Annotated in this window: 9 protein-coding genes and 2 tRNA genes; 4 read left to right on the forward strand and 7 right to left on the reverse strand. The window is 62.0% G+C overall.

Annotation, left to right across the window (positions count from 1 at the left end):
- Positions 1–70: 70 nt before the first annotated feature.
- Positions 71–1,141 carry a biotin synthase BioB gene (gene bioB / locus FG323_RS11170; protein WP_141454694.1) on the reverse strand — a complete coding sequence of 357 codons (1,071 nt, stop codon included), beginning with the start codon at positions 1,139–1,141 and terminating at the stop codon, positions 71–73.
- A 69-nt stretch (positions 1,142–1,210) separates the two neighbouring features.
- On the opposite strand from bioB, the gene FG323_RS11175 reads away from it, so the two are divergent.
- From FG323_RS11175 to FG323_RS11185, 3 genes are all read left to right on the forward strand, one after another.
- Positions 1,211–1,906 carry a ComF family protein gene (locus FG323_RS11175; RefSeq protein WP_141454696.1) on the forward strand — a complete coding sequence of 232 codons (696 nt, stop codon included), beginning with the start codon at positions 1,211–1,213 and terminating at the stop codon, positions 1,904–1,906.
- Positions 1,907–1,979: 73 nt separating this feature from the next.
- On the forward strand, positions 1,980–2,453 hold the full coding sequence (locus FG323_RS11180) for a nuclear transport factor 2 family protein (protein WP_181444181.1): 474 nt from the start codon (positions 1,980–1,982) through the stop codon (positions 2,451–2,453).
- A gap of 106 nt (positions 2,454–2,559) precedes the next feature.
- Entirely contained in the window at positions 2,560–3,111 is a 552-nt protein-coding gene (locus FG323_RS11185; protein WP_141454699.1) for an HdeD family acid-resistance protein, read from the forward strand.
- A gap of 7 nt (positions 3,112–3,118) precedes the next feature.
- Here FG323_RS11185 and FG323_RS11190 read toward each other — a convergent pair whose 3' ends face one another.
- The gene (locus FG323_RS11190; protein WP_141454701.1) at positions 3,119–3,643 is read right to left on the reverse strand and encodes a Rid family hydrolase; all 525 of its coding nucleotides are present in this window, start codon (positions 3,641–3,643) and stop codon (positions 3,119–3,121) included.
- Positions 3,644–3,698: 55 nt separating this feature from the next.
- Positions 3,699–4,601 (reverse strand): 4-hydroxybenzoate octaprenyltransferase, encoded by a 903-nt coding sequence (gene ubiA / locus FG323_RS11195; RefSeq protein ID WP_141454819.1) that lies wholly within the window; start codon positions 4,599–4,601, stop codon positions 3,699–3,701.
- Positions 4,602–4,786: 185 nt separating this feature from the next.
- On the opposite strand from ubiA, the gene FG323_RS11200 reads away from it, so the two are divergent.
- A tRNA-Arg gene (locus FG323_RS11200) sits at positions 4,787–4,863 on the forward strand.
- 272 nt (positions 4,864–5,135) lie between these two features.
- Here the strand turns inward: FG323_RS11200 and FG323_RS11205 are convergent.
- The 4 genes from FG323_RS11205 to FG323_RS11220 all read right to left on the reverse strand — a co-directional run bounded on the left by FG323_RS11205 (position 5,136) and on the right by FG323_RS11220 (position 16,443).
- Positions 5,136–5,228: transfer RNA gene (locus FG323_RS11205), tRNA-Ile, on the reverse strand.
- Positions 5,229–5,413: 185 nt separating this feature from the next.
- Complete coding sequence (locus tag FG323_RS11210; RefSeq protein ID WP_141454703.1) at positions 5,414–7,888, reverse strand: AAA family ATPase; 2,475 nt, start codon at positions 7,886–7,888, stop codon at positions 5,414–5,416.
- A 720-nt stretch (positions 7,889–8,608) separates the two neighbouring features.
- Positions 8,609–9,091, reverse strand: coding sequence for a hypothetical protein (locus FG323_RS11215; protein ID WP_141454705.1), 483 nt, complete (start codon positions 9,089–9,091; stop codon positions 8,609–8,611).
- A gap of 8 nt (positions 9,092–9,099) precedes the next feature.
- A complete protein-coding gene (locus tag FG323_RS11220; protein ID WP_181444182.1) occupies positions 9,100–16,443 on the reverse strand; it encodes an FG-GAP-like repeat-containing protein in 7,344 nt (2,447 codons plus the stop codon).
- Positions 16,444–17,048 lie beyond the last annotated feature (605 nt).

The following is a 17,048-nucleotide window of genomic DNA, read 5'->3' on the forward strand; positions in this document are numbered from 1 at the left end:
ACACGACGCACGCCGACGACGCCATTACGGCGCCGTGCCTGTCTGCCAGATTCCCCCTGAGCACAACCGACTACGCCGCGTGGTCGCAGCAGGCGGCCGGCGCGGTGATGTCGGCGTGCACCGTAGCGCCGCCGGTAACATTGCTTCTGTGACTGTCGTCAAAATTTTCCACCTGTACCGCCATCGGCCGCAGGCCCAGCCGGGCGAACAGGGCAAGGTCGCGCTCCGTATCGGGGTTGCCGGTGGTCAGCAGTTTCTCGCCGTAGAAGATCGAGTTGGCGCCAGCGCTGAAGCACAGCGCCTGCAACTCGTCGCTCATCGCCTCGCGACCCGCCGACAGCCGCACCATCGAACGCGGCATCACGATGCGCGCGACCGCGATCGTGCGCACGAACTCGAACGGGTCCAGTTCCACCGTGCCGTGCAGCGGTGTGCCGGCCACCTGCACCAGCCGGTTGATCGGCACCGAATCCGGATGCGCCGGCAGGTTGGCCAGCGCCTGCAGCAGGCCGGCGCGCTGATCGCGCGATTCGCCCATGCCGACAATGCCGCCGCAGCAGGTCTTCATGCCGGCGTCGCGCACATGCGCCAGGGTGTCCAGGCGGTCCTGGTACTCGCGGGTGCGGATGATGTCGCCGTAGAACTCCGGCGCGGTGTCCAGGTTGTGGTTGTAGTAGTCCAGCCCGGCGTCCCTCAGCGCGCTGGCCTGCGGGCCACTGAGCATGCCCAGGGTCGCGCAGGTCTCCAGTCCCAGCGCTTTCACCTCGCGGATCATCTCGGCGACCTTCGGGATGTCGCGATCCTTCGGCGAACGCCAGGCCGCGCCCATGCAGAACCGCGAGGCGCCGGCGGCCTTGGCCTGGCGCGCCCTGGCCAGCACCTCATCGGTTTCCATCAGCTTCTGCGCGTTCACGCCGGTGTCGTAGCGCTGCGCCTGCGGACAGTAGGCGCAGTCCTCCGGGCAACCGCCGGTCTTCACCGACAGCAGGGTCGAGACCTGCACCTCGGCCGGGTCGAAATGGGCGCGATGCGCCGTCGCCGCCCGGAACAGCAATTCCGGAAAGGGCAGATCGAACAGGGCCAGCAGCTCCTCGCGCTGCCAGTCATGGCGGAGTTCGGGCGTTTCAATGTGAGCGGACATCGCGGGCTCGCAGGGATAAAGTCGGTCAGTCTGGAAATCCCGCCCCACCCTGTCAACCGCAAGGACGCGATGAAAGTTGACAACTGGCTGACCTCGCTGGGCCATGCCCTGCTTCCTCCACGTTGCCTCGTTTGCCGCGAACATGGCGGCAACGGCCTTGATTTGTGCCCCATCTGCTTCGATTCCCTGCCATGGAACCGGACCGCCTGCGACCGCTGCGCGCTGCCGCTGTCGACACCCGGCCGCTGCGGCCAGTGCCTGCGCCAGCCACCGCCACTGGATGCCACCCGCGCGGTGTTCCTGTATGCGGCTCCGCTTGACCGGCTACTGCCCCGGCTGAAATTCCACCGCGATCTCGCGGCGGGGCGACTGCTGGCCGAGCTGATGGCCGGATCGCTGGACCCGGAGCCGCGACCGGACGCGCTGGTGCCGGTGCCACTGCACCGCGATCGCCTGCGCCAACGGGGCTATGACCAGGGGCTGGAGCTGGCCCGGCCACTTGCGCGCCGGCTGGAACTGCCGCTGCTGCCCGACGCGCTGCGGCGGGTCCGCAACACCGCCCCGCAATCCGAACTGGATGCGCATGGGCGCCGACGCAACCTGCGCGGCGCCTTCCAGGCGGCGGCCCCCGCCACGCTGCCCGACCATGTGGCCCTGATCGATGACGTGATGACGACCGGACAGACCCTGCATGCCGCCGCCGCCGCGCTGCGGCGAGCCGGGGTCGCACGGGTCGACGCCTGGGTCTGCGCGCGCGTGCCGTGACCGGACTTCCGGCAGGTGCGTGGACGCACGCGGTGGCGCACATTCCGCAGGACATCCCCGGGAGTTTCCCTCCATGAAGGTTCGCCCGCTGTTGCTTGGCCTGTCGCTGTGCGTGACGTCCGCGCTGTCCGCCACCGCGTTCGCCGCCGATGATGGCCCCGCGCTGCGCGCGATCGCGCAATCGGTGCTCGACGCGCAGATCCGTTTCGATGTCCCGGCCTTGGACAAGGTACTGGCAGCGGACTACGTGGAAGTCTCGCCGGTGGGCGACGTCGACTCCCGCGAAGAGGTACTGGGCTTCTACGCACCGCAGGCCCGCGAACAGATGCTGTCCAAGGGCGTGGAACCGGTGTCGGCAACGCTGGGAGATCCGCGGATCCACATCGACGGCGATCATGCGCGGCTGATCGCATTGAACACCGCGACATTGCGCATCCAGGGCACGGAGCAGCAGAAGCAGTTGCGCACCGTGTTCGAATTCCGCCGCGACGGCGGCCACTGGAAGCTCGCCAGCGCAACCTACGTCCCGTATCGCGCCAAGCCCTGATCCGGACCGGGCCGCCCGCAGTTTCCCTGCGGGACGGAAGCCACGACTTGACGCCTTCCCGCACCGGGCGTATTCGTGGCCCGGCTTTCCCGGAAAGGAGAAGGAAATGGGCGGCAATCTGTCGGCGAATGCCGCACGTGGCTGGTGGGTATTCCTGCTCTATGGCGTGCTGGCGCTGGTATTCGGCGTGGTCACACTGTTGTGGCCCGGTCGCTCGGTGCTGGCATTGGTGCTGGCGTTCGGCGCGCTCTCGCTGGCCGATGGCATCGTCAGCCTGCTCAGCATTTTCCGCAAGGACATCGCGCTGCCGAACTGGCTGCTGATTCTCTATGCGCTGGTCTCGATCGGCTTCGGCGTGCTGGCCATCACCCAGCCGGCGCAGATGGCCGAGGCGATGCTGTGGCTGCTGGCGATCTGGCTGATCATCGCCGGCATCGCCCGCATCGTGTTCGCCATCCAGGTACGCAAGCTGATCAACGGCGAATGGCTGCTGGCACTCAGTGGCGTGCTGGCGATGCTGCTGGGCGTGCTGTTCCTGGCCAAGCCGGGCATCGGCCTCATCACCATCGCCATGTGGATTGCCATTGGCGCGCTGCTCTATGGCGTCCTGCAACTGATGGTCGCGTTCCGGCTCAGGCGGCTGCAATCGCAGGCCTGAGCCCGCATCAGCGTACCGGCGGGAGTGGAATGGCCGCCTTCGGCGCACGCCCGGAACCAATCATCGCCACCGCGCGCAATTCGACCGGCGCGCTTTCATTGAGTAGCGCGGTGGTGCCCACCGCGCTCCACGCCGGGTAGTGCGAAGGAAAGAATTCGCGATGCACGCGCAGGAAGCGATCGAACTCCTGCTGGAAGGCGGCCGTATCGGTCGGCTGCCGGTGGTAGCTGGTCAGCTCCACGACATCGGCCAGATCCGCGCCGGCCAGCGCCAGCCGTGTCCTCAACACTTCGAACATGCGCCGGATCTTGTCCTCGTAGCCGCCCTCGCCACCGGCCGGGATGCCCGACACGATCACCATGTCGCCCACCTTGACCACCGGCGAGTAGTGCCACTGGTGATAGTCGGCTTCTTCGCCGGGGGCGGCGAAATGCTCGCGGGTGGGAGCGGCGTCCTGCGCGGACGCGGGAACCGCCAGCGTGGACAGGCACAGCAGCAGGGGGAACGCGCGCTTCGGGATCACATGCTTCATGCGGCCTCCATTGGCCTGCCAGCGGACCCTGCGGTCACGGTGATGAGGGGAAGGGTCAACGGGCGGCCAGGGCATAGTGCAGCGCGATGCCCGCGAACACCGCCGCGCCCACCCAGTTGTTGTGCAGGAACGCGCGGAAGCACGGCCCGCGTTCGCGGTGGCGCGCGATGAAGAATTCGTAGGCCACCAGCAAGACCGCCACGCCCAGTCCGGCCCAGTACCAGAGTCCCAGATCCGCCCGTCGGCCGACCAGCGCCAACGCCAGGAACACCAGCGCGTACAGCACGCCCTGGATGACCAGATCCAGATCGCCGAACAGGATTGCGGTGGATTTGGAACCCATGCGGATATCGTCGTCGCGATCGACCATGGCGTACCAGGTGTCATAGGCGGTCGACCACAGGATGTTGGCGCCATACAGCACCCAGCCGATCGGCGGCACTTCGCCCTGCACGGCGGCGAACGCCATCGGGATGCCCCAGCCGAACGCCATGCCCAGGTACACCTGCGGCAGGTGCGTGTAGCGCTTGAGATAGGGATAGCTGGCCGCCAGGAACAGGCCGACGACGCTCATGCCGATGGTCAGCGCGTTCATCGTCAGCACCAGCGCGAATGCGGCGATCATCAGCGCCGCGAACACCATCAGCGCCTCCCGACCGCTCACTGCGCCGGTCGCCAGCGGTCGCGCCTTGGTGCGCTCGACATGCGGATCCAGCCAGCGATCGGCGTAGTCGTTGATCACGCAGCCCGCCGAACGGGTCAGCCAGACGCCGGCGGTGAACACGAACAGGGTCCACCACGGCGGCGTGCCGCCGGCCGCCAGCCACAGCGCCCACCAGGTCGGCCACAGCAGCAACAGCACGCCGATCGGCCGATCGCCGCGGGTCAGTTTCCAGTATTGGCCCAGACGCTCGCGCCAGCGCGGCGTCGGGGAAGCTTCAAAACGTTCGTAACCCATCTTCGGCGCATATCGGGTGGAGGCGATGGCGCCCGCCTTCTTCCTGGCCAGTGGCGCCACGGACCGATCTTACCGCCCCGGCGGCGGCGGTCCGTCCTCCCCGCGCGGCGCGGTCCCGGGTTTCCACGCGCTCCGGCGTCGCCCATTGGGCTGCGCGCCGGCTTCGGGTAAGCTATGCCGTCTGCGCGCCCGTAGCTCAGCCGGATAGAGTAGTGGCTTCCGAAGCCATTGGTCGGGGGTTCGAATCCCTCCGGGCGCGCCATTTTCTCCCGGCCCTCGAAGCGGGTGGTCCGCCAGAGGGTTAGTGGGAGGATTCTCACTAAGTGATGGTTCAAGCCATGGTGAACCGCTTTTACGAGCCTACGCGCCCAATAGAATCAATGACTTGGCTATACGCACCGCATAAGAACCAGCGGTTTGTGGGAGTTTGCCGCGCTTGCAATGATTAGGGAGCTGGCGGGGCTTGATTGGGCGAGACGCAGAACCCGCGCAACACAGCCAAGACTCCGTGCGAGATGGTTCGATGAACAAGGGTGGTGCCCTGGGTGGGATTCGAACCCACAACCTGCCGCTTATCTGGCGCTTACGGGGTATAAGCCCGCTGCTCTACCGTTGAGCTACCAGGGCCTGGTCGCAACTCAGACCAGGGATATTCGGCGATGGCACCTGTGCGTCAGCATGCCTAGACGTTACCACGCGCCTTTTCGTAAAGCACCATTCAAGACGGCTGTACCTTGCTGGCCTTTGGGCACTTGGTCTACCTCACAACGGTAGCGCAGCGACGCCACACGGCCTGCTAGTCACCAGACCAATCAAGGCCTTCTCGACTTCGCCGTCCACTTCTTTGGCTTGCGTTCCTCAATGCGCTGATGCAGCAGTTCGATGTCATTCCTCACCGCAATGATCCAAGGGTACAACTCATCTGACACTGCCGGAAACACACGACTGTCTTCAATCTTCATCTGCGTTAGAAGAATATTGCAGATCTTCATCCACCCCTGAAAAGTTTTCTGGGACTCTTCGCGAATCGAGATGCATGCGGCTTCATTCGTAAGAGATGTTACCAGGGCCATTTGCGATATGTAGACGTTATCGCTATATACAAGCCGAGCATGCGCGGCACCGGCCGGACTTATTCGAACAAGAGTTTCATCTCGCAGCGCCCTTTCCGATGGGTCGTACGCCTCAATTAACGCGCGCGAGAACAACCTATCCAGGTAGTAGCGGAAGGTTTCTCGGTGAACGCCTAGAGAATGGAACTTATCCCAAAGCTGAGATACGCTTGTAAAGCGATCACGCGTGGTGGATGCTTTGTCATCCACCATCGACAGGAAACGGAGCAAATAGAGGGCCATGAATGGCGATGCCAGCGTGCCGGCCGGCCTAGCAAATATGTTCACCAAGAAGTTGTGTTTGTCTTCGTCATACAAGGTGCCCTTCTGCAGCACCAACGCCGTCATGAGCGCAGTTCTTTTCGGGCGCACCTCACCTTTGGCGACATACATCTTGAGAAGCTCTTCCAGCCCAATCCAAGGTGAAGATAGAATTTCGCCAGAGAGCTCAAGGCTTCTTCTGACGTCATAGTTGCATAGTCTGCCGATGACCGCGGTTATGTCGGAAGTCGATACAAATATGGATTCAACTGCAGCACAGAACGACTGCAAGTCCTTGATCGTGAGTCGCATTCCTTGGCCGACTAAAGCGGTCTTCCCTTTACCTTCTTCGGTGTCTCGGAGCTCGGCCTGCAGAACGTCTAGCCGTTTAGCGAAGACATCCTTCAGACTCGGCACAGGTAGAAAGAACGCGCGAGAGTGGAAGCTCTGCAGCGGTCCTGCTTTACTAAGAGACCACACCGTCGTGTCAGTTACGGGACAGATTAGAAACGACGCAACGCTGGTCGATATTCCTACCGCGTACTGAAAAACTCGATCCTGGGTAGAACGCGGAAGATGGTCGACGTTATCGAACACTAGGATCGGCAAGCGCTGCTGCCCAACCAAAGAGCGCTTCAAGAGCTCTAGAAGATATTCGCGCGGTTGATCTCTGCGCAGTGCTGCCAGATCCTCTCCGAACCTTTGCCTAAAGGCGTCTCGGTCGCGTTTGTATAAGGGTGCGAGTTCCCCAGTGCTCATGCGCTTGTACATAGGCCAGAATGCACCACGGAGCTGGTCATATGTAGGCGTTGGCCCGAAAAGTTCTCGCTCCGCTTGCCGAATTAGCTCGCCAGATATCCAGTCAGTAAGGTGCAGGTCTGATCCCTCGCTCTTGAGCATATCGACGCTCAAATGCAGAACCCGTTCCTTGAGACTAGAGGGAAGAATCTTCGAGAAGAATCGATCAAGGAAGGTGGTCTTTCCTGAACCCTTATTGCCTACAAGAAGGACGAACTCGCCGGTTCTAAGCTCAACCGAACTCTCAAGCAACCCCTGTAAGTTATCAGGGTTAGAAACATCGATCGTATCAAGTCGTCGAAGCGCCCTATCGATCAGCTCATTCACAATCTTCTCAAAAGCAACATCCGTCTCGCGGCTGGCCCGCGTCTCAACGAAGCACTCGATGAGGGCTGCACGAGATTTTGTGTTTATCTTTATGAAAGATTTCCGAAATAGTTCACTCAAGGAGAAGGCAAGATCCGAAACTTGCGGAACGCGTTTCTGGCTTCTATCGATCGCCCTGAAGTAGGAGACGGCGAGGGGAATTGAGCCTGATTCCCGCTCTCTCAGAAAAGTTGCGAGCTTCTGCTCTTGCAGTCCCGCTTCCGATATGAAGTCATAGAACTGAGCCCATGAGCCGAGGATGGCTTCGATTGTGGGGAAAACTACCGCCAGCCCTTCATTTGGTGGCTTTCCGTCACTGCGTGACGCCAGAAACATTATCCACTGCCTGCCGTTCGTAACGATGCCGACGGCCGAACCGAATCTTGCCGCATACCCTATTGCTTGGCTAATTCCATCAGAAGCATCTTTTAGTGCGGATCCATCGAGTGCAACGACTGCCATATTTGTCTGTTTTACCGAACAGAGCTCAAAGCCGTCCTTCTTCGCTTCGAGGACAGCACGACAACGGCCTGAACTAAAGAATGCATAGTCAGCAAACCCAGCCCCTTCAATGTAGGGCTCAACGCGAATAGCGTCTTTCTTCCAATCGAGCTCATTCGTTAGGAGCTCGTCTATTACGTGGAAGCGCGTCTGCGCTTCGTTTCCATCTTGATCCAGAGTTGCGCGGTATTTCTCAATGCGCTCCCCAAGGCCCTGCTCCTTTGTTGCAGATGCAGACAGAGTCCCCATGGTCCCTCTCCCATTTTTTCGGCAACTTTACGCCTCGTGCCGCCTCAGCTTCAATCGGTGCCAACCACCTCGCAGTCACGCTTGTTCTCCCAGACGAGTCGGTCTCTGTCAATCGAGTAGGTGAGGAGATTGCCGCTACGACCTGGTTTCCTCCTGCGTTTCCGAGCTTATCTCTTCGTTAAATGAAGATCACCGCGACTGACTATGACACCACCATGTCGTTTTTGGTTCTTCCCCGTGGGGCGGGCGTTTGGCAACCTTGGCAAGAGCGACACCCAGGATCACGCTGAATATGCCGGCAGCATTGTTTGAGTCAGCCCACCTCGCCCACCCCACTTCGTCAGCTCGTTCGTTTTCTGTCACCTTCTTATCGAATAGCTATTCTGGTCTGTGAAGCGGGCAGATCTTGGGCAACACAGAGCATGCTCCCAATACACGAGTCCGCGCCTTTCATGACATTTAGGATCTTTCGCTGTTGACGAGCACCAGGCATGTCGTTGAACCGGTGGGGTATCGCGCCGCGTGGCTGCCTGAGCGTCAGTTGCCCCTGATTATCTGTTGCAGGTTCGCAATCCCGAGCACTTGCTGGACCAAAGCTTGGAAGGATGCCTAAGCAGCTCTCCTAGGGTGGGTATGTAGTACGAAACGGCAGCCAACCGCGCACTCGACACCAAGCGAACCTGAATGCGCTGGACGCCACTGCCCAACCGACTTGCGCCACTAAGGGTCGTCTACTCGCGGCCCTTGGATTTCATCGCCGCACTGATATAACGCATTCGATGGCTTCGAGAAACCTACCTCGGGATGGTCCGGCCACCGATACTGGACCACAAGGAAATAGCACTTCGGCAAGTACATGAAATATTCAAGGAGATACTTCTTCTCAATCTCCTTCTCTACCTTCTGCCCAGGCCTGACGGGCCGGCGTGGCAAAGCCTCCATGCCAGGTGCAATGTGGACACTTGCACCTCCCTGCTGGATCTTCTTCTCCTTCGGGTCGTAGAGAAACAGCCAATAGCCGCCACGATGCGAGCCGGAGAGGTAAACATCCGGCAACTCAATCGTTCGGTCCGAAATGTTGGTGAAGGTCAAGCGGTAACGGTCACCTTCCTCAGCAATCGAAGCCCTGATCGTGGGCTCGGCCTTTTCAGCTGAGGCTACGAAAGCAGGCACCACCAATGCCGCGACCAACGCCAATTTCACGAACCTATTCATGGACACCCCCCAATGGTGCAATCCCAAAGACCCTTGTCTGCGCGCTGCTGATTCTGAGGCGTTAGGGCTCCGTGCCCATACTGAGCATTGCCCTCTCTCATAAGATAGAAGAATCGCTTATTCATCCCTGAGTAGAACGGATTCTCCTTCGTCAGCATTTTCGTGTACGCCTCTGCTTCAGACATGTAGTCGGGCTGCGTATTGTCTGAGTACACAAAGCCCTTCTTTCGGTAGACGGAGAACCTGAGAGCGTGCACGTACTCGTGGTACAGGCTACTTCCAAAACTGTAGTAGTCGAGCTTTTCAAAGGCCAACGGATAGACCTCTACCCTACCGGAGTACTTCGTAAGCATGTAAGAACCCGGGTCAATTCGGGTGGGATCATCCACGTATTCGTAGCCCTGAGGGCTCCCCAGCTTTCCGCGCTTGACCATCTCTTCGATGAATGCTTGGCGCTCTTCAGGCGTGACCGCGTAGTTCCCGACCGCATTGTCTTCCTGGTAATCAATTCTGGTCCGAGAGTTCGCCTCTGCCGGCCGCATCATTGCGGCTTGGACCGCACCACTCACCGCTCCGTTCGCGAACTTTCCACCGGTTGCCTCGGAGATGGTGCCCCCAATCATGGCGCCGGTCGCGGTACGCACCACATTGTTCGAGATGCCCTTTAGCTGCGGCATGATCCCGGCCGTCAGACCCGCAGATGCGAACCCGTTCCCGAAACTGCCGCCCTGGAGGGATTCCATAATGCCACCGGATACGCCCTGGGCAACCATCTGACCGCCAAGCCCCCAATCGGAGGATGCAATACCGGCTCCGAAGGTAAGCGCCGCCCCGAAAGCGCCATAGACGCCCCCTTTCATGGTTCCAGAGGCCACGTAACCAGCGGCAAATCCACCGATGACGGTAACGGCAAATGCCGCGCCCATCATGTTGGCCGAGATGTAGTACTGCTGGAAGATGGCGGCCACCACGGCGATAACGATCGCCAATGCTTGGCGAAGGCTGAAATTTCCCGTCGGATCGGTGTTCACCAGCGGGTTGTTGAACACGTAGGTATAGGCGTTCCAGCTCTGCCCATTGCCCGGTGCCTGCACGAGCGGGTCGGGCTGCAGGAATCGACCCAGCTCCGCATCGTAGATTCGGCCGTTCATGTGGATGATGCCCGTGCCATCCACGTATTCATGGCCGGTGAACCCCCTGGCCGTCGCCGATGGCGCCGTTCCGACCGCATTGGGGTCCGCATAGCTGCGCCGCTGGCCGAACGGGGTGTAGTCCAGGCCGTCGGTGGCCACGCCGTCAGCACCGGTCATGCGAACCAGGCTGCCCAGATGGTCATGGAAGAGGAATCGCGTCGTCTGAACAATGCCATCCACAACCGTCTGCAGCGCGACGCCGGCGACGTACCGCGTTGCGGTGACGGACGCGCCCTGGATGATGACCTCGACGCCGCCGACGTACAGGGTGGTCTTTCCTGCCTCTTCCCGCTTGTAGCGCTGGCCATCCGGGCCGTACCAGAAACGGACCCGCTGCCCGTTGCCCATCTGAATTTCATGGGCCATGCCGTCGGCCGTGTAGCGAATGGTGCGATCACTAGCCGTACCCGGGGCGTCCCTGAGCGTCTGGTTGCCCCGGTCGTCGTAGTAGTAGAACGAGGCGGCTGTTCCCTCCCCCGTTTGGCTGACGGCATGAGGACTGCCGGTAATGGCGCCCAACATCTGCACCACGCCTGTTACCGGCGCTTGGCTCGCTGACGCAACGCCTCGGCCCGCGAATTGCCAGCGGCTCTGTTGGAACCTGGGCTTGCCTTCCCAGCGCGAGTCCGCGCGACGGCTGTCGGCCTCGGAGTATCGACGGGGCGCGTAATCGGGCGCCTGCAGGACGCCGCGCTGGAGCGCCGACGGGCGGTGCGTGGGCTGCAGGTAATCCGCCAGGGGGCGAGCTGCCGCAGACTCGGCCACCAGCGCCGACGCCCCGATACACCCATCCGCGCCCGGGTAGCCATAGCCCACGCCGTCTTTGCTGCAGATATTCCCCAAGCCGTCGTAGACGCTGGCCAACGTCGCCTGGTTGACAGGAACGCCGTTGACCCACGCCAGCCGGCCTTCGGAGAGCCGGTTGAGGTTGTCGTAGGTGAAGGTTTCCAGGTAACGCCCTTCTTTCTGCCGCGTGCTGAGATTGCCAGCAGCGTCCCAGGCGTAAGCTTCCTTGACCACATTGCACGCGGCGTTGCCGGCGCAGATTTCCGAGATGCGGCCTGTCTGCGCGTGGTACTGCCGACGGACCTCCATCGCCGCGTTGTCGGCCCGTCCCTCGCGAACCACATTCCCCCACTGATCCGTGGCCAAGGTTCTTTGGAAGGTGTCGGTACCTGCCGGACACGTCGGGTTCGTATCCCCCGCCTCGCTTGCGCAAATCGCCACAGGACCCCGTGGCCCGTACTGGGTCTTCAGCCACAGGCCTGAGGCATCCTGCACGCGCCAGGGGCGGCCCAGGGTGTCGTACTCGGTCGCGGTGGTGAACAGCTGGCCATCCACGTCCGTCAACGCGGATGACAGCCTGCCCATGCTGTCGTAGTTGTAGTGCTTGGCATAAGCGACCTCCGTGCCGGCTTCGCCCGTCCACGCGCTGTAGGCGCCGGCGATTTCCTCACGGGTTACTTTGCCCGGCGCCCCCAGGTCGTACTCAAATGTGGACTGCGTTTCGATGGTCCCGTTGGCCAGCTTGGCGGTCTTACGCCATACGCGACCGCGCGCATCGTACTCGTGCTCGGTTCGGAAACCGCCGTTGTCCGTCTCGGAGGTCAGTTCGCCGAAAGCGTTGTAGGTCAGCGTGGTCGTGCCCGCATCCGGGTCAACCTGCTGAATCTTCCGCCCAAGCACGTCGTAGGTGAACGTGTTGGTGATGACGCCGGCGCCAGCGTTGCGGGTCACGGTGCGGAGGTTGCCGTCGGACGTGTAGGCAAAGGCCGTCTGCAAACCGGCCGCATCGACCACGCTGACCACCTCGCCCTTGCCATTGAGCGTCTGGCTGGTGGCATTGTCACGCTGGTCGCGAACGGTTGTTGTCGCGCCCGCATAGGTCGTGGCGATCTGGCTGCCGTCGGGCATTTGCACCAACGTAGGTCGCCCCAGCACGTCGAAGGTGGTCGTGGCCCAGAGTCTTTCCGGCGCGGTGCAGACGGTCCCGATACCCGTCGGTCCATCTGTCCCGCCAGTACCCGGAAGGAAGAAGGGATTGGAGGTCCGATTCGCACGCCCGGCAGCGTCATAGGTCTTGCAGACACCCGCAAGATCCTGCCCGTTGACGCCGACATTCATCGTCTCCGACGCTTCCAGGACCGGGCGGCCCAGCGCATCGTGATAGGACCAGGTACGCGGTTTGCCGGTCGAGACCGTGTGTTTTCGGTAGGTCGCGCCGACCGGGCAGTTCACGCTATTGGCGCCTGCACACCAGCGGTAATTCGTCTTGGACGACAACCCCAGCCCGGATGGCGACATGGGGTCGGACTGTGTCCAGACAAAGAAATCTCTGCCCAGCAGCCCCTTGACCGCCACGGTGCGGGTGTTGGTGGCGTCATAGGTGACGGTGGGGTCACCGAAGATGTTGCGCTCCACCACCCGCAACGTGGCCAACTCTTCCCCGCCGCCCATCGACCAGAACGGTTCATAGTTGGCCACCGGGTAGCGTCCGCGGGCATCAAACTCGACGCGCGAGTACCGACGAAGCGGATCAACGCTGGAAGGCTGGAAGCTGAACCCCGCCGTGGAGCAACTGGTGGTCGGGGCCGCGCACGCGGTCTCCTGGATGCGATTTCCAAAGCTGTCCAGCGTATACGCCTTGCTCAGGGCGAGGGCCGCCGCTCCGCCTGGCTGGATGTGCTCGGCCGTCATCAGGCCCGTGACCGCGCCGGCCATGTCATAGCCAAACCCGGTGGTCCGAACGACATCCGGCTGGCCCGGCCGGCGGTGGGTGATGGTGCTGCTGGTCAGTCGGCCCAGACGCCAGCGGGCCACGTCGTCGGTATACGTGTTGGTGGTGATGAGGGTCGAAGTCAGCGTGCTGGCGCCGGTGTACGTGTCCACCACCGTCTGGCTCGCATTGCCGCGAGCGCCATAGCTGTAGGCGGTGGCCACGCGCGCCGTCTGCGCGCCGGTGTACGGGTCGCGCACGGACTCTTCGGTGCCCTGCGTACGCACGTGGAGCGGCGCCTGCGTGGCCAAGCTCGCCGGCGCGACTTCCCAGGAGTGCACATTGTTGGCGAACCAGCTGCCACCGACCGCCGGAAACGCCGGACCCGGCCCACTGAAGCAGCTATTGGTAATCGTTCCCGCCAGGCACGCCGGGACGCTGTAGGTCTGATTGAGCAGCGCGGCCTTGACCGTCTGCAGCGGGCTGGCCACGAACGGGAAGTTCTGCGCGTAGGTGGTCGTCGTGGCGACGTAGCCGCCTACTTCATTCGGGTCATAGACCACGATTTCGCGGAAACCCAGATAGCCACGCCCGCCGGCCTGCATCTTCGCGCCGGCATACCGGTAGTGCAGGCTGGCCTTCGCCGCCGGATTGCCCGCTTGCGGCGAGCTGCTCGCCACCCGCGCCACCAGGTAGCTGGGGGCGATTACGTCCTGGACGGGGGAGCCGCGTCCCCAGTTGGCCGCATTGCGCGTGCCCGTGTCCCGCCGATACAGGTCCTGCAGCGTCATCGGCGCGTAGGTGACGTCGGTTTCGTTACCCAGCCCGTTGACGAACCGGGTGATGACATCGCGCGGCTGGTAGCGCTGGTTGGAGCGCGAAATGTAGACGTCCGCCAGCCCGGCGGCCATGCTCAGCGAGAGGAAGTCCTGATTGCCGTCACCATCGAGGTCGGCGAACACCGGGATTCGCTGTCGCTGGTCGCATCCGGAACCCTCGCAGATTCTCGCGTTGTTGCCCGCGAGGGTGGCTCCCGCAGCGAACCCGCCGGACGGCAACGCCTTGCGCACCGCGTAGGCCTTGTAGCTTCCATAGTCGACCAAATACAGCATGTCGGCGCGGCCATCGCCGCTGACGTCGGCGAATCGCACTTCGTCCTTGAACGCGGTGGTCAACGCCCCTGACGGCGACCAGCGCATGCCATCGCCCGAATTGAGCATCAACTGCCAATCGCTGGTGGAAAAATTGCGAACGAATACATCCGTCAGGCCGTCGCCGTTGGCGTCCGCAAATTCCAGACCTACCGGGTTGTACGGGCCCAAGTCCGCGTAGTAGCTGGCACCAATGGCCGTGGGTGTGAGGGCATCAATCTTCCAGGCGACCGTGCTGCGCTCCACGCGGCGCTCGTAACAAGGGTCGGCCAGCGGCACCACCACGCTTCGCGGGCCGTTGTCGGTCGGATCCACCTCCCGGTACGGGAGTTCCTGGTAGCCCGACGTCGGCACGCCCGGGATGCCTCGCCGCGCGGCCAGCATGTCCGGGCAATCCGGGTGCTCGGGGGTATAGATTTCCAGCTCCCAGTTGAGCATCCCCACCAAGTCCGCGGCCGAATCGCCGTTGAAGTCGATGAGCTGCGTGTAGTCCGCCACCGAACTGCTCGGCAGCACACTGTTGAGCGTGCAGGTGTTGTTCGGGTCATCACAGTCGATGGGACGGGGAATCGACGCCATGTTGACCTGGAAAGAGCGCTCCGCCCCCCACTTGAACGTGGCGCCCTGGCGCTCCATCACGCGCATCTTGGAGCTGTAGTAGATGTCAATCAGGCCGTCGCCGTTGACGTCTGACGTGGTGGTCGTGAACGTCGAGGGGATGACCGGTGACATGCCGGAGAGCAGGTCCTGCGCCATGTCAAAGCCTGTTCCGGTGGACGGGAACAGGCCCCAACCCGCCGTGCCTGCACGGGCTACAAACAGGTCATCACGGCCATCGCCGTTATAGTCGAACACATGCCAGGCGCCGCGGCCGCGATCACTGATGGATGCGGGCAGGCAAATTGATTGGCTGGAGGTGAACGTGGGGATGTCGCTCGCATTGAGCGTTCCCAGCATCACCGTCAACCAGCTCGTGGCGCAGCTGACATTGCCATTGCGCAGGTAAATCAGGTCGGTGCGACCGTCGCCGTTGACGTCGGCCAGCTTATGGTTCCGGTAGGAGCCCGTGTCCACCGGAAGACTCCCGGGCTTTTCATACGTCGCAAAGGCATTCTGGCCCGCCGCCCAAACAAACGACGTGGGGGCTGCACACACGGCGCCGGTATCATCCCGGCATTCCTGTACGCCGATCAGCGTGTCCAGGTCGCTCCCGGACGTGCTGGTGCCATAGGTCAGCACCATGTGCCGGGCCTGGTCGCTAGTCGGGCAGCTGGCGCCGGCGGTGGCGCAGTTGGTGATGCTGTCCAGGCGCATGGAGCCCAGCACACTGCCACCGGCAACGTAACCGCTGGTCTGTCTCGCGGCCGGCCGCACCGAGTAGTTGAACTGGATCTTGGCGTAGGGCGCCAGGCTGACGGATTGGCCCGCCAAAGCGACCTTGCCGGTATAGCGGATTTCCTTGATCAGATGCTCGCCGCTGTTGGCCTGCGTGGGATTCTTGAGGTAGACATAATCAATCGTGTTGCCCGTGGAGTCCATGAGCCGCGTTTGCGCCCAGAACAGGGCCGCACCCGAGACACCAATGGCATTGGATTCCATGATGCCATCGGGGCGATTTGCGCTTGCGCTGGCATCACGGTCGCCGTACCAGCTGGTCGAGCCGTCCTTTCCTTCAACCGTGAAGAACGATGGCCCTTTCCCGCCTGCAGCAGAGTAAGCACAGACGCGGCGGAATGACTCAATTTCCGTGGCCAAGGCCACGCCGGCCATGCCGCCTGCAGAGGGACAAGACTCACTGCTCGGGAGCAACCGCATGCCATCCAGGCAAAAGCGGTCAGTCGCGGTGAAATTCACGGGCCGAGGCGTGCCATCCGGTGTCGCCGCACCGATGAAGTCCCCAGCCTCGCGCGTGGCACGACAGCGGGTAATTGAGGATAGCCCGGTGATCGACCACCCTTCGCCTAATGGTCCATACCCAGCCTGGCTGGAATAGCTCAGCGCCACGTCTGGTTCAACGCCCGCCGTGCCTGGGACCACGTAGACAGGAATCTGATAGGTCGCCGAGCCGGATTCATCGACCCGGAACTCGGCAGACGTTGCGGTCACGCTGTCGGAAATGGGATCAGCTGCTACTAACAGCTGAGGTGGCAAGGGGCCACCTGTGACTTGGGCGACGACAGCTGCAATATGCAGGCCGATCGGCGTCAGGATGACCAGAGCAACGACAGAGAGAAGAAATCCAGCAAGGCGCGACGGCGCGGCATTACCTTCGGTCGACACGGTGGAACCCCCATTTCCACGCGCCATACCCACATACGCATCCCGGCGCGACTATCCATAGGAAGCTCATCGCGCGGGAGGATTCCGGCCATTGAGACTGCACCGACATCCTTACCGAGCAGCAGAGCAAACGGCGCCACTCACCTAGGCGCGCGGATCTTGTATCGCGTTCATGTCCAAGGCGCAAATCTCGGTAAAAAAAGGGAATTTTAACAATTCGCGTTTCTTGGCCAATGTTTTGAGGCTTAGCCCAGGACAGCGTCCAGTTCGGGGGTCGCTGACAGCCTTGCAGGTGCTAGTCGTGCGCATACCCGGTCCGGCTGTGTTGAAGTTCACCGCCGCCCTGCTAGCCCCACTGGTGTTGCTGTTGGGCAGCTACGAGTTGTTCGTCCGTACGACCCGCTTGGGCACCTTGATCAAAGGATGCCGGCGTCCTCGCCGTTGGTCGTGACGGGCCAAAGTTACTAGAAGCATTGACCTTTGCATTACTTGGCCTATCACAACGCGAGACGGTGCCTGAACGTGCCGTATGAGAAATCCGTTTTTTAGCGTCCGAGGTCGACATGGCTAACGCAAAATTTCGATGCCGGTGATTGCTGAACAGC

The organism is Pseudoxanthomonas sp. z9 (assembly GCF_006542425.1).
Classification (GTDB): domain Bacteria; phylum Pseudomonadota; class Gammaproteobacteria; order Xanthomonadales; family Xanthomonadaceae; genus Pseudoxanthomonas_A.

Excerpts from the sequence above, each read along its gene's own strand:
- bioB (WP_141454694.1), bottom strand. The coding sequence starts at position 1,141 with ATGTCCGCTCACATTGAAACGCCCGAACTCCGCCATGACTGGCAGCGC.
- FG323_RS11175 (WP_141454696.1), top strand. The coding sequence starts at position 1,211 with ATGAAAGTTGACAACTGGCTGACCTCGCTGGGCCATGCCCTGCTTCCT.
- FG323_RS11180 (WP_181444181.1), top strand. The coding sequence starts at position 1,980 with ATGAAGGTTCGCCCGCTGTTGCTTGGCCTGTCGCTGTGCGTGACGTCC.
- FG323_RS11185 (WP_141454699.1), top strand. The coding sequence starts at position 2,560 with ATGGGCGGCAATCTGTCGGCGAATGCCGCACGTGGCTGGTGGGTATTC.
- FG323_RS11190 (WP_141454701.1), bottom strand. The coding sequence starts at position 3,643 with ATGAAGCATGTGATCCCGAAGCGCGCGTTCCCCCTGCTGCTGTGCCTG.
- ubiA (WP_141454819.1), bottom strand. The coding sequence starts at position 4,601 with ATGGGTTACGAACGTTTTGAAGCTTCCCCGACGCCGCGCTGGCGCGAG.
- FG323_RS11210 (WP_141454703.1), bottom strand. The coding sequence starts at position 7,888 with ATGGGGACTCTGTCTGCATCTGCAACAAAGGAGCAGGGCCTTGGGGAG.